Origin of the sequence: Microbaculum marinisediminis (assembly GCF_025397915.1) — a bacterium.
GTDB lineage: Bacteria > Pseudomonadota > Alphaproteobacteria > Rhizobiales > Tepidamorphaceae > Microbaculum > Microbaculum marinisediminis.
On the sequence record NZ_JALIDZ010000001.1, the window covers coordinates 570,317 to 582,733 of the forward strand.

General features: G+C 55.5%; 13 protein-coding genes, 1 tRNA gene and 1 pseudogene. 7 read left to right on the forward strand and 8 right to left on the reverse strand.

The genetic code is table 11. The features are described from left to right. Nucleotides 1-18: 18 nt before the first annotated feature. The gene (locus tag MUB46_RS02865; protein ID WP_261614345.1) at nt 19-462 is read left to right on the forward strand and encodes a hypothetical protein; all 444 of its coding nucleotides are present in this window, start codon (nt 19-21) and stop codon (nt 460-462) included. Nucleotides 463-492: 30 nt separating this feature from the next. Here the strand turns inward: MUB46_RS02865 and hsdR are convergent, their stop codons facing one another. From hsdR to MUB46_RS02895, 6 genes are all read right to left on the reverse strand, one after another. Next, on the reverse strand, nt 493-2,817 hold the full coding sequence (hsdR, locus tag MUB46_RS02870; protein WP_425256212.1) for an EcoAI/FtnUII family type I restriction enzme subunit R: 2,325 nt from the start codon (nt 2,815-2,817) through the stop codon (nt 493-495). 23 nt (nt 2,818-2,840) lie between these two features. Beyond that, nucleotides 2,841-4,022 carry a restriction endonuclease subunit S gene (locus MUB46_RS02875; protein WP_261614347.1) on the reverse strand — a complete coding sequence of 394 codons (1,182 nt, stop codon included), beginning with the start codon at nt 4,020-4,022 and terminating at the stop codon, nt 2,841-2,843. Nucleotides 4,023-4,027: 5 nt separating this feature from the next. After that, nucleotides 4,028-5,476, reverse strand: a complete 1,449-nt coding sequence (locus MUB46_RS02880; RefSeq protein WP_261614348.1) for a class I SAM-dependent DNA methyltransferase — start codon at nt 5,474-5,476, stop codon at nt 4,028-4,030. Nucleotides 5,477-5,507: 31 nt separating this feature from the next. Then, the gene (locus tag MUB46_RS02885) at nt 5,508-5,828 is read right to left on the reverse strand and encodes a hypothetical protein (protein WP_261614349.1); all 321 of its coding nucleotides are present in this window, start codon (nt 5,826-5,828) and stop codon (nt 5,508-5,510) included. A 380-nt stretch (nt 5,829-6,208) separates the two neighbouring features. After that, nucleotides 6,209-6,550 (reverse strand): low molecular weight protein tyrosine phosphatase family protein, encoded by a 342-nt coding sequence (locus MUB46_RS02890; RefSeq protein ID WP_261614350.1) that lies wholly within the window; start codon nt 6,548-6,550, stop codon nt 6,209-6,211. A gap of 56 nt (nt 6,551-6,606) precedes the next feature. Next, the gene (locus tag MUB46_RS02895) at nt 6,607-7,422 is read right to left on the reverse strand and encodes a hypothetical protein (protein WP_261614351.1); all 816 of its coding nucleotides are present in this window, start codon (nt 7,420-7,422) and stop codon (nt 6,607-6,609) included. A 141-nt stretch (nt 7,423-7,563) separates the two neighbouring features. Here MUB46_RS02895 and MUB46_RS02900 point away from each other — a divergent pair, with 141 nt between their 5' ends. From MUB46_RS02900 to MUB46_RS24310, 6 genes and pseudogenes are all read left to right on the forward strand, one after another. Continuing rightward, nucleotides 7,564-7,707 (forward strand): hypothetical protein, encoded by a 144-nt coding sequence (locus MUB46_RS02900; protein WP_261614352.1) that lies wholly within the window; start codon nt 7,564-7,566, stop codon nt 7,705-7,707. Nucleotides 7,708-7,892: 185 nt separating this feature from the next. Further along, the gene (locus tag MUB46_RS02905; protein ID WP_261614353.1) at nt 7,893-9,641 is read left to right on the forward strand and encodes a type IV secretory system conjugative DNA transfer family protein; all 1,749 of its coding nucleotides are present in this window, start codon (nt 7,893-7,895) and stop codon (nt 9,639-9,641) included. Continuing rightward, entirely contained in the window at nt 9,634-9,990 is a 357-nt protein-coding gene (locus MUB46_RS02910; RefSeq protein WP_261614354.1) for a hypothetical protein, read from the forward strand. Before MUB46_RS02905 ends, MUB46_RS02910 begins: the two co-directional genes overlap by 8 nt. After that, nucleotides 9,987-10,223 carry a hypothetical protein gene (locus tag MUB46_RS02915; protein WP_261614355.1) on the forward strand — a complete coding sequence of 79 codons (237 nt, stop codon included), beginning with the start codon at nt 9,987-9,989 and terminating at the stop codon, nt 10,221-10,223. Before MUB46_RS02910 ends, MUB46_RS02915 begins: the two co-directional genes overlap by 4 nt. A gap of 74 nt (nt 10,224-10,297) precedes the next feature. Continuing rightward, nucleotides 10,298-10,636: a hypothetical protein gene (locus MUB46_RS02920; RefSeq protein WP_261614356.1), complete on the forward strand. Its 339-nt coding sequence runs from the start codon at nt 10,298-10,300 to the stop codon at nt 10,634-10,636. A gap of 5 nt (nt 10,637-10,641) precedes the next feature. After that, nucleotides 10,642-11,631, forward strand: a pseudogene (locus tag MUB46_RS24310) (recombinase family protein); the annotation flags it as partial. A gap of 162 nt (nt 11,632-11,793) precedes the next feature. On the opposite strand, the gene MUB46_RS02930 reads toward MUB46_RS24310, so the two are convergent. After that, nucleotides 11,794-11,988 carry a hypothetical protein gene (locus MUB46_RS02930; protein ID WP_261614358.1) on the reverse strand — a complete coding sequence of 65 codons (195 nt, stop codon included), beginning with the start codon at nt 11,986-11,988 and terminating at the stop codon, nt 11,794-11,796. A 184-nt stretch (nt 11,989-12,172) separates the two neighbouring features. Next, nucleotides 12,173-12,249, reverse strand: a tRNA-Arg gene (locus tag MUB46_RS02935). Between the last annotated feature and the right edge of the window lie 168 nt (nt 12,250-12,417).

A 12,417-nucleotide genomic window follows, 5' to 3' on the forward strand; every position in this document is an offset into this window, starting at 1 on the left:
CCCGTTTAGTATTAGTAAATGCGAATATTATTTACACAAACATACAACCTCAACGAGCAAGAAATCAAGTTCGTTCGCGGCATTGCCGGAATTTACTTTATCTATTTAACCGAAAGTGAAATCTCATATCCCTTCTCGAACTCAAAGCTGATCTACATCGGCATGAGCGAGTCAAAACAAAACAGCCTATTCAAGAGGCTCGGCGGCCATTTGTCTGGCCAGTCCGGTAACATGGGAATTAGCAACTACGCGAAGGCACAGAAGGTGAAGTTTACGTACTATTCTGCCAACGTGCTAAGCAACTATGGTAACGACAACCTTTTTGACATTGAAAATTTTTTCTTAAGTGATTTCCTCAAGCACTACGGCTGCTTTCCCATCTGCAATGGCCAGTCAGGTCATAAACCGGGCGAAACATCGAATCCGATAAAAGCATCGGTAGATTGGTCCTACTTCGACTAACCATCATGCTCTCTTAAGGCGGCTGGATGGTCAGTTAGAGTAAAGCGATGTTTGCATATTCCGGAAGGCGTCTTTGACCGTCGCAAGACCGCCCAGCTTTTCCTTGCCTTCGCTGACACTGCCGTAGCGCGCCGTCAGGAATGTGCCGAGCTTCTTGGTCGCGAGTTCGCTTTCCCCACGAGCCTCATAGGCCGCAAGTATCGCTAGAAGCAGGTCTTTCATATCGCCGTCTGCGTCAGTCATTCCTACTGACCGAACATTGTCGGCGCGTTCGTGTCGGGTTTTCGGCGGATTCGTAAACAGCACGTAGCTGAGAACGTCGAACAGGTCGCTGTCGGGAGCATCGACAAGTCTTCGGATGTCATTGAGCCGATCCGCGTCATAACCGCGATCAGAAAGCTGCTGCAAGAAATGATCACGATTGTCAGGGTCGCTCCAAACTGTGCGTAGGTGATCTTCGTCAGGCACAATCCCGGACAGATCACCAAACAGCCGTTCGAGAAATTCTGCCGCAGAAATGGGTTTACCTTCAGGGCTCCAGTAGGTCGTTGACGCGATGTACTTGATTTTCCGAACGCTTCCATCCGAAAGCTTCACGACAATTTTCTCGCGTGGCGGTTCTTCGGGCCCTTCTCCGCCCGGTTCGGGTGGCTCTTCGTCCGGTCCTGGCTCAGGTCCGGCAGGAGGGACGCGCGGGCCTCTTGGGGGCTCTGGTTCAAGCGGCTCACCATCCCATTCAGGGTCGTTGAAGTTCTCATGTGCTTTTACGAAATCCCAGATGGTGAAGAAGTCCTTCCCTTCGTAGGTCCGCGTACCGCGACCGATAATCTGCTTGAATTCGATCATGGAGCGGATCGGGCGCATGAGCACGATATGGCGAATGTTGCGCGCATCCACTCCCGTCGAGAGCTTCTGAGAGGTCGTCAGAACAGTCGGGATCGTCTTGTCATTGTCTTGGAAGTCGCGAAGATGCTGTTCGCCGACAGCCCCGTCATCGGCAGTGACACGGTGGCAATAGTGAGGGTTTTTGCTGTCCTTCACCTGGTTGATCAGGTCGCGCACCAGAGCCGCGTGGTCCTGCGTGGCGCAGAAGACCAGCGTCTTCTGCCTTTGGTCGAGCTGGCCCATGAATTCTTTCACGCGGCTCAGCTCGCGTTCGGGAATGATAATGCGAGTATTGAAATCGCCTTCAGAGAAGGCTTCACCTGCTTCGACATCACCAGTAACCAGCTCGTCGCTGCCGTCATAGACATACTCGTCGATGGTGCTCGCCATCTGGCGAACCTTGAATGGCGTCAGGAATCCGTCTTCGATCCCATCGCGCAGGGCGTAAGTGTAAACGGGGTCCCCGAAATACGCATAGGTATCTGCGTTGTGTTTGCGCTTGGGGGTCGCTGTCAGTCCAAGCTGCACAGCGGGCTCAAAATACTCAAGCAAGCGCCGCCATTCGCTTTCGTCCTTCGCGCCGCCTCGGTGGCATTCATCGATGACGATGAAGTCGAAGAAGTCAGGCGGGTACTGCGTATAAACGGGCTCACCTTCGCCCGTCATGAAGGTCTGGAAGATTGTAAAGAACAGGCTCGCGTTTTTCGGCGGCTTGCCATGGTTCTTCCGGATCGTGTCCGGATCAATCCTTGTCACCGCATCATTCGGAAAAGCGGAAAAGGCGTTGTAGGCCTGATCGGCAAGGATGTTGCGGTCAGCAAGGAAGAGGATGCGCGGACGGCGCACCGGCTCGCCCGTGAGATTCCATTTGGCCTGAAAGAGCTTCCACGCGATCTGGAAGGCGATGGATGTCTTGCCCGTCCCCGTGGCAAGCGTTAGCAGAATGCGCCGATCACCCTTCGCCAAAGCTTCAAGCGCTGCCGTGATTGCCTTGTGCTGGTAGTAGCGCAACTCCCACTTGCCGCCGTCCGTCTCGAAATCCACCGCCCCGAAACGTTCGCGCCAGTCGTTTTGATCGGCAAAGGTGCGGTCCCATAGCTCTTCGGGAGTCGGGAAGGGCAAGTCCATGTCGCCCTCGGCCCCGTTCGCCATGTCGATCTGATACCAGCTCAAGCCGTTCGACGCGTAGGCATAGCGCGAACCCAAACGGGTCGCGTAGTCTTTCGCCTGTCCAACACCGTTGCGGTGGCTGACGCCTGCGCGCTTGGCTTCCAGTACAGCGAGCTTCTGGCCCTTGTGGATCAGTACATAGTCGGCAGACAGCCCCTTGCCGCGCGTACCGCCCGACTGAATCCGCCCAGGGCAGATGACTTCACGGCGAACCTTTGAGCCGTTCTGTCCCCAGCCCGCCGCCGCAAGAACGGGGTCTATGCGCTCGGCGCGGGTATCGGCTTCGGTTTCGTCGTGAATACTCATCGTCTTTACTCGTTACGTCATGTTAATTCGCCCGCGAAGGCTTTCTGCAAAAGTGATTGTCGAAGATCTTCAATGTCCTGAATCTTCTTGTTTGCTAATTCGCTCAAAGCTCGGCAAGAAATATGTACTTCATCGATAACTTCAGCGATGCGCCGCTGCATATCCAGTGGTGGCAGTTCGAAACGATAGGCGAACAAATGTTTCCTATTCACTTTGGGCATGCCCGCTCTGTCTGAGCCGCTGATTGCATACTCCGTAAAATCGTGTCCCAAGAGCATGTGAAATAAGAAGTCTCTATCCAGCTTGTCGGGGTTCGGAGTAAGAGGGTAGACGTCTGCGCTACAAAGTCCTTGAAAGTCAGGCCTAGCAGCTTTTCTTAAGTAGGGCCTGATCTTACTATAGAGGACGGTTGTTTCGTTAAAGAGATACTTGCCAGACTTCAGCTTTTCTTCACGCGCCGTTTTTACGTCAATGAGTTCATCCGTTCCCGTGATCATATTCCCCGCGCCGAGGTGAAGCATGTCGATGTACGAATCTTCTCGTGGATCAACGAGACTCGATTTAATTTCCGCAACATCGGAGAGGGTGACATTCTCGCCATCTGACACACAACGGCCAAGTTCATCCGCTTTGATACTCTCAAATAATTCTCGCGCGTTTTGGAGGTTGGCTTCAGCATTTTCACGGGCGCGGGCTAGACCCCTGAAGGCCTCATTTAGAACCGCGACAATTCGCTGTTGTTCTTCGAGAGGCGGGATCGCTATCGGCCAATCTTTGACAGTGGCCTGCGTGATAGAGGGAGGATTTGCCTTGTTTGAGAACTCGTAGATGTCAATGCCACGCATCCACCAAGCTAAGAAGTCAGATGAAATCTTCTCTTGGTCGGGAATAAGTCCCATAATATTATTATCTACACAACTAGCGACCTTGATCCGCCGCTTCTTGTTCGTCGCGATTGCACCACCGACCTTTGGAAATACGATACTCTCGGGCGGCAACACCTTTGCGCCAAGTGCATTCCTAATTTCCTCAGAAATATAATTCGGAGTCTCAATCAGGTAATCTTCGTTTCCAACGGTATTCATATCGCCAACCTTGAAGACGGGGAAGTCTCCTTTGGGGCAACCTTGATGCTTGAGTGGGAAGCCAGCGCCAGACTGGATTTGACAGACTTCACCCAAAGTGGCGTGGCTCCACACTGACCTCACAGCATCCCCCGAATGTCTTCAAGGATTTGTGCCGTTTCAGCGTCCCGCGCCAGCATGTCGGAAATGATCTCTTCGGGGCTTCGCAGCGCCTCAGCCTCCGGTGTGTTGGGGTTCTTGACCGATAGGTCATAGGTCCCCTCGTCCAGATCGGCGCGGTTCACGATCCAGCTATTCAGCCCAGGCGCGCGAGTGCGTTGTAGTTTCACGAACTCAGACAGATCATCGTCATTCAGCGGGTTGGTCTTGCCGAGGCTGCGCCCAGGGTTGAGCTGGTAATACCAGATATCCCGCGTCGGTGCGCCTTTATCGAAGAACAGCACCACGGTCCTCACAACGGCCCCCTGAAACGTACCTGCCGGGCAATCAAGGATTGTATGTAATTCCGCGGCCTCCAAAAGTTCTTTGCGTAGGGCGATCGAGGCGCTGTCGGTATTGCTGAGGAAGGTGTTCTTAATCACCACGGCTGCCCGCCCGCCTGCCTTAAGCTTGCGGATGAAGTGTTGCAGGAACAGATATGCCGTCTCGCCCGTACGGATCGGGAAGTTCTGCTGCACCTCGCGCCGCTCGCCACCACCGAAGGGGGGATTGGCGAGGATGATGTCATGGCGGTCCTTTTCCTGAATATCCATCACGTTCTCATTGAGCGTGTTGGAGTGGATCAGGTTCGGAGCCTCGATGCCGTGCAGGACCATGTTCATGATCCCGATGATGTAGGCGAGGCCCTTCTTCTCCTGACCAAAGAATGTCTTGGCTTGCAGGGTCTCATATTCGGACGCGGAGAGCTTATCGGTGCGCAGGTAGTCGTACGCTTCGCAGAGGAAGCCCGCCGAACCGACTGCGCCGTCATAGATCGTCTCGCCGATCTTGGGGGCGGTGACTTTGATCATGGCACGGATAAGCGGGCGCGGCGTGTAGTATTCGCCCCCATTGCGCCCCGCGTTGCCCATGCGACGGATACGGGTTTCGTAGAGCTGGGACAGCTCGTGCCGCTCGGCCTGGGTGTTGAAAGACAGGCCGTCCACGGCTTCGAGCACGTCACGAAGAATATAGCCCGAGCGAAACTTGTTGCGCAGTTCGGTAAAGACTTCGCCGATCTTATATTGGATCGTTTGCGGGCTCGTCGCAGATTGACGGAAGGACCCAAGGTACGGGAAAAGCTCCTGATCAACGAACTTGATCAGATCGTCGCCAATGCGGGCGGCGTTATGATCAAATTCGCTATCCTTCTTTGGTGCGGCCCACTTGTCCCAGTTGAATTCGCCTTCAATGATTGGGGTGTAGTCCTCGCCGTCGAGTTCAGCGCGATCACTGCGCTCGGTTTCGAGATCGTGAAGGTACTTCAGGAACAGCACCCATGAAGTCTGCTCTACGTAGTCCAGCTCATTTGCGATGCCTTCTTCTGCGCGAAGGTCCCTCTCGATCTTGTTGAAAGCGTTCTCGTACAATTTGCCTCCTGCTGGACTACTTAGCGACTTGCTAGTCGGGTTTTCTGGTTTGTTGTTTCGACGACGCGGCCTCTTCGATGGGATGGCTCTCCACGTAAGCGCGCATAAACTCGCGTAGCACCTGTGCGGCAGGTTTATCCTGCTCGCGGCACACAGCAACAAAGGCGTCACGAAGATCGCGCTGAACTCGGATGCGAAGGCCGACATCTTTCATGGCGCGGAGTGTAACCAATGGATACACAATTGTGTAGTAGAAATCCTGCCGTACAGTTATGAAAAATGTCGGGTCCTGCGGCGTTCCTTTGGCGCATATCCAACCTGCGTAAGGTTGGTCGTGGTCCATCTTCGACAAGATGGCGGCATCCAATCCGCGCAGGGTTGGTCAGGGATGCAAGGGGCTCGAAGGCCCCTGCTCGATGGGATGGGTCCAGGGTAAGGGGCAGCGCGAAAGCTCCCTTCCTTGGTCTCGATGAAGGCGTCTCCATGAAATGGTCAGGGGTCTCGGGGGCAGGAACGCCCCTGAGTCGATGGGTGCAGGGTGAGCGAAGTCTCCCGCGAGTGGTTGACCGGCGATACGGTCTACTGGCTCTGGAATGGGCTCAATGCCCTGAAGGAGCAAAGGCCGGGGGGATGCAACGGGGGCGCGCAGCGGGCCCCCTTGCCAAGATAGTTTTGTACTACAAAACACATCTTGCGATTGGCTGAAACCGGTGTTCGAAGCGTTGTTCGACCCTATTCGGTCTGGTGCTGATATTGCCGGATAACTGGCCCTGCTCGCTTCTTCAATAGCTCGATCAGGGCGGGGTCGTCGCGTTCGTATTCATCGGGAATATGCAACGTGATGATCCGTCCGTCGGCTGGGCGCTGCTTGTACTTTTTCCTGATACGCTCGCGGTGGTGCGTTTCCATCGCAATTATCAGATCGACACTCTCAATCAGTTCCTTTGAAAGCGGCGTCGGTGCGTGAGGATCAGTGCCAGCCGACAAGCTCTCAATACCAGGATAATCCCGGAATACAGACTCGGCTGTCGGGCTTCTGAGCTTGTTGGCGGTGCAGACAAACAGGACACGCATGCGCCCATTTTACCTCCGGTTTGAGGTCAATGGAATCCTCCGGCAGCAGTCGCCTTTCATCCATCGGTACGATACGCGCGAGGCACTTGCTGCAACACAACATCGTATTGCGACTGCCAGGGGATTGCTGGCTTTTGTCCGGTAAGCGTTTCGTAAGGCGACGGCAGGACCAGCCTGCCCGAAAAACCGGATGGTTCCCGCGTCAGCACATACATGTGGCTGAACCGGAAATCGCGGATCATGATGAGTAAATCCTGCCTGCCAATCGGCAGGCAAAATCCTTTGCGATCAATCCAGTTTTCAGCAGGTTCGCCAGAATCTTCGTCGTCAGCAGCTTCGTCTTTGCGCAAATAATGCCTTTCCTTCGCAACGCCATAGTCCAGGCTTTCGCCCTGGCTGATGGACAATTCGGCGAACATGATTACTGACGGTTGATCGTAAGTCGGCCTGATCGGGACGCCGTACCCTTGTTCGAGCGTCGGAAAGATATCACCCGAAAAGTCGGGCGCGGTTTCGCCCAAAACGCGGAGGCCATAGTCCCCCTCCAGTTCCTTCCAGAGCTTCTCGTACCTGACGCCATCGCCGACGAATTGCTTCATCGCCAGCCCCAAACCTTCTTCGGGCGGGGTTACCATTTCGACTTCAAGAAATTGTACGCAAGCATTGAGGAAGGTTGCGCCGCGCATATTCTCGCCGTTGCGCAAACGCTGGACGTTTTTCAACGTCGAGTCGTAAGTCACATTCTTTGGCAGATACCTCAGAATTTCTTTTGTCAGCACAACATCGCCGACATCGTGCTTGTCGCGGTAAGCAATGACGGCACGCCTGATCCGCTCGATCTGATGGGTCTCAAATCTCCTGACGAAATCCATAGCTGTCCATTCACTGTCCAAGCCAGTTTGCGGAAAGCGCACCTATGTTTGGATTGATCGCACGAAAAGTCAGCCGAAACAACGCTGCCTTAAGCCAACAATATAGGGCTCGTGGATCGAAGTTGAAGACAGGAGAACGCAATGAGCAACAACGGCTATAGCCACGGTTACAAGACCGGGCTTAACGGCGGGAAGGTTGATACGAGCAATATGCCCTCCCAGCAAAAAGAAAGCACCGATGCCGGTGTGAATAAAGGCCAGCAGGATCGCGGCGGCAAGCGGTAATCCGTATTGCCGGGCGGGGCGGAATATCGCCCCGCCCCTTCAATCAAGACGAGAGCAACCGAATTCAAGGCAAAGGATCAATCCTATGCGCACGATTCTATATCGCGGCACTTTCTACGAAGTCTGCCCACGCTGCGGGCTCTCGCCCTTCGACTACCAGAAGCTGATCGTTCACTTTCCCTGCCATGTTTGCCGGAACGGCGAACATCGGCCCGGTCAGCGACATCGGCATTTTTCCTGGGATGTTCGGCATGGCCCGCCCCTCAAATAACAAAACAGGATCGCCGACCGGCAGCTTGCTTGTCGGCGTTTCTTTCTACGCGCTCGCCGCCTACTGGCCCGAGCTGACCGGCGCAGACCCCAATGCTGGCGATCAGTTCTATCTCGGCTTTTTCAAGTTCATCGGCGCGATGGCGATATTCGGCGGGCTGGTCGGTTACTACAATGCCTGGCGGCGGCGTGAACAACGCAAGCAGGCCGAAGCGCCCTCGGGAACATTTGGCGAAGCGGCTTTTGCCACGCTCGATGAGTGCGGACAGGCGGGCTTGCTGAATCCGCGCGGCCTCTATCTCGGTCTGCTTGAAGGGCAGCCGATCTTCTATTCAGGCAAGGCGCACCTGCTGACAGTCGCCCCGGCCCGCCAGGGCAAGGGCATCAATGTCGTCATTCCGAACCTGCTGCACTTTCAGGGGTCGGTGTTTGTCACCGATCCGAAAGGCGAGTTGGCAGCCGTCACGGCGGCGCATCGCGCGGAGCGGCTCGGTCAGAAAGTTTATGTCCTCAATCCCTGGGGGCTGCACGGCCTGCCGCAGCACCGCTGCAATCCATTACAGCCGCTGCTTGATGCGGCAAACGATCCAGCCCTGCTGCGCGGGATAGCGGACGAAGCCAAGGCGCTGGCCTTGCAGCTCCTGCCGGAGCCGGAAGATCAGAAGAACAGGTATTTCCGGGAAGGTGCGCGCACGATCCTGCGCGCGGTGATGCTGCATCTGGCAACACGCGGCGCGCCCGAAACCTGCACCCTGCCGGAAATGTGGCGGGTGCTCTCAAACACGCGGCGTATCGGGAAACTGATCGATGAGATGGAGGAGTCCGACGCGCTTTTCGGAATGGTGGCCGATCTCGGTCAAGACCTCGCATACCAGATCAAGGACAACCCCGATCAGTTTGCCGACTTCCGGCAAGGGGCGGTGCAGGCGCTCGATATCTTCGATCCGGTGAGCTGGCTCGGCGAAGCGGTCAGCGGCAGCGATGTCGATTTCCGGGAACTGAAAGACGGCAAGGCAAGCGTCTATCTGGTGATCCCTCAAGACAGGATCGCAACGCATGGGGCTTGGCTCGGCCTGCTGACCCGGCAGGCTATTACAGCCGTCGCGCGGTCCTCGGGAAAAAGCGAGGTGCTGTTCCTGCTCGATGAGTTCGCCAACATGGGCAAGCTCTCGGGTCTCGCGGAAAGTCTGACGGCCCTGCCCGGTCTTGGCGTTCGGGTCTGGGCTTTTGTCCAGGAACTGTCCGAGATTATCCGGCTGTATGGACCACATACTACGAGGACAGTGATTTCGCAGGCTGAGGTGACTCAGTTTTTCGCCGTCCAGGACGACCAGCTCGCCAGAACGCTTTCAATGGCGCTCGGGCAGCGGACGGTGAAAGCCCGAAACTACAGTCTCGGTCGTTTTGACAACGACGAGATTGGCGAAAGCCTGGGTGAGACCGGCAGGCCGCTTATGTCGCCTGACCAGATTCGCCTGATGGGCGAGCATGAGCAGCTTCTTTTTATCAAGGCGCTGCCGCCGCTCCGGGCACAGAGATTGCCGTTCTGGTTCATCGCGCCCTGGGCGTCATGGGCCGCACGCAATCCGGTTGAAGGAAACTACCCGGTCGAAATGCCGCTGGTGCGGCTGAAATACCGGCGGAAGGAAAAGAGCAATGGATGAGTTTGACATTGAAGTCATCGGCGCAAAACAGCCGCGCAAGCGGGGCGGACGTATCAAACGGTTCGCCGGGTCTGTTGCGCGGGCGGTGCGGGCAATGCTCATGCGTCCCCGCATCCTGGTTCTCGCCGGAACGGCTGCATTCGCGCTGTTCGTCGGAACGCCGCATGCGGGATGGGACTATCAGTGTCGCCATCCGATGCGATCAGGCAAGCCGTGCCAGTCGGTGCGCTATTGCGCCTATTACGGCATCCAGGGACGGCGGGTCGAGTTCCCTGAGTATGGCAAGACCTGCCGACTCATAACCTTCCTGCCGCCCGACTGGAACAAGCTCATGGGAGAGCGGAAATGATTGAATATTTTTACACGCTCGATCTTGGAAAGACCTATGGGCCGAAGCTCGAAAAGATGGCGGCACAGGCATCCTTCGAAGATGTCGAGGCGTTCGCGGCAATGGCTCTTTGCCATGCGCTCGACCTGATGGAAGCGCGTGAGCAAGCAGACAATGCTTATGAAGCGCTTCGAGACCTGGGCGGAGAAAAGACCGTTCCCGACGGTGATTTTAACGACGGCATCCCGTTCTAGTTCCCCTTACCGGGGTGTCGTCAGTATTTGTCATAATACTACTTTAGGTAGTATACTAAAGATAGAGGCACGAAATGTTGGACGAAAGGAAAAATGGCAGCAATAATGGTCTGTCTGAGCGTTTCGATACGTCGGCCCGGCCTGTTGTTACTGTCGATATCAGTAAATATCAGTCGTATATTGACGATCCTGACCTGGATGACGCGCAGAAGGAAGATTTTCTGGAAGCCCTGTGGTCTGTCGTCGTGACGTTTGTTGAACTCGGTTTTGGCGTTCATCCGCTGCAAGAAGTATGTGGACAAGATTCGCAGACTTCCTCTCAGTCGCCAAAAGAGGCGTTCGATAAGGTAAAATCGAACGGATTGGATAAAACCAAAAAGTTGTTGGATTCCAGCCAGTTGGATGGACTGTAGGTAGAATGAACATTCATGAAAAAACAGATACGGAGATTGTAAAGGCCGTCATTTATTGCCGCGTGTCGAGTGCGAAGCAAACGGTGCGCGGTGACGGCCTTTCCTCCCAGGAAACCCGCTGCCGCGAGTTTGCCAAGTACAAGGGCTATGAGGTTGTCGAAGTATTTCGCGACGATAGCTCTGGCAGCCTCACCTCGCGGCCCGGTATGCAGGCGATGCTGTCTTTCCTGAAAGCACAGCGCAAAGAGCCGCATGCCGTCATTATCGACGACATCAGCCGACTCGCGCGCGGGTTGATGGCGCATTTCGAGTTACGGGTGAAGATCGGCGACGCGGGCGGCATTCTGGTCAGCCCGTCAATCGAGTTTGGCGAGGATTCCGATTCCCAACTCGTCGAAAACCTTCTGGCGTCTGTATCGCAGCATCAGCGCCAGAAGAATGGCGAGCAAACCGTGAACCGCATGCGGGCACGGATTCAAAATGGTTATTGGGTTTTTCAGGCACCGGTCGGCTATCGCTACGAACGCGAAAGCGGTCACGGAAAACTGCTGGTGCGCGATGAGCCCAATGCCTCGGTCCTGCAAGAAGCGCTCGAAGGCTACGCTTCGGGGCGCTTTGCAACACAGGTTGAGGTCAAGCGTTTCCTGGAGCGCCAGCCGTCTTTCCCGAAAGATTTGCCGAACGGAGAAATCCGCAATCAGCGCATCTACGATCTGCTGACGCGCACGGTCTATGCCGGATACGTCGAAGCGCCGAATTGGGGCGTAGGCTTGCGCAAGGGCAAGCACGAGGGCCTTATCAGCTTCGAGACATTCGAGAAGATACAGGCGCGACTCAAGACCACGGCGAAGGCTCCGGCCCGCAAAGATATCAATGCGGACTTTCCGCTGCGCGGATTCATCCTTTGCGATGATTGCGACAAGCCTCTGACGGCCTGCTGGTCGCAGGGCAAGCACCGCAAGTATCCCTATTATCTTTGCGCTACGAAGGGCTGCGAGAGCTATCGCAAGTCGATCAGCCGGGAAAAGCTTGAAGCCGAGTTCGAGGACGTCTTGCAGCGTTTGCAGCCGTCAGAGGGCCTGTTCAAGCTGGTCAAGGCAATGTTCAAGGACGCATGGGACATGCGCCTTGCACAGGCCAAACACGCATCAAAGGCGCTAAAGGCCAACGTCGTCCAGGTAGAAAAGCAGATCGAAGTATTGCTCGACCGCATTGTCGATTCCGGCAACGCGTCGGTAATCGCGGCCTATGAAAAACGGATAACAAAGCTGGAGCGGGAAAAGGCGCTGGCCGAAGAAAAGCTGGTGACAAACGGCAAGCCCCGGCTTACCTGGGAGGAGTCGTTCGAACACGCGCTTCAATTCCTCTCAAGCCCTTGGAATATATGGGATAATACCGATCTGATAGGTAAGAAAACAGTCCTCAGACTGGCGTTTCTGGAGCCTTTGGCATATAGCCGGAATGAGGGACTTCGAACACCTAATTTTGCCTTTCCATTCAAGGCTTTAGGTGAGATTTGCGGCGAAAAATGCGAGATGGCGCGCCGGGGAAGATTCGAACTCCCGACCCCCAGATTCGTAGTCTGGTGCTCTATCCAGCTGAGCTACCGGCGCCTTTGGAGAGGATATCGGTCCGTTTGAAGGACCAATGCTCCGTCGCGCGGGGCTGAAACCAGCCTGCGCGAGCGGCATACCTAATCGCAACGCGGCGCGATTGCAAGACGATCGCGACGGCCAAAGTCGATCATCCACGCAAGATGCAGGATTGCCATACGGCCCCTA

Bases quoted from the DNA above. Each gene is read 5' to 3' on its own strand.
- MUB46_RS02865 (WP_261614345.1), top strand. From the start codon at position 19: ATGCGAATATTATTTACACAAACATACAACCTCAACGAGCAAGAAATC.
- MUB46_RS02890 (WP_261614350.1), bottom strand. From the start codon at position 6,550: ATGCGTGTCCTGTTTGTCTGCACCGCCAACAAGCTCAGAAGCCCGACA.
- MUB46_RS02895 (WP_261614351.1), bottom strand. From the start codon at position 7,422: ATGGATTTCGTCAGGAGATTTGAGACCCATCAGATCGAGCGGATCAGG.
- MUB46_RS02900 (WP_261614352.1), top strand. From the start codon at position 7,564: ATGAGCAACAACGGCTATAGCCACGGTTACAAGACCGGGCTTAACGGC.
- MUB46_RS02905 (WP_261614353.1), top strand. From the start codon at position 7,893: ATGTTTGCCGGAACGGCGAACATCGGCCCGGTCAGCGACATCGGCATT.
- MUB46_RS02910 (WP_261614354.1), top strand. From the start codon at position 9,634: ATGGATGAGTTTGACATTGAAGTCATCGGCGCAAAACAGCCGCGCAAG.
- MUB46_RS02915 (WP_261614355.1), top strand. From the start codon at position 9,987: ATGATTGAATATTTTTACACGCTCGATCTTGGAAAGACCTATGGGCCG.
- MUB46_RS02920 (WP_261614356.1), top strand. From the start codon at position 10,298: ATGTTGGACGAAAGGAAAAATGGCAGCAATAATGGTCTGTCTGAGCGT.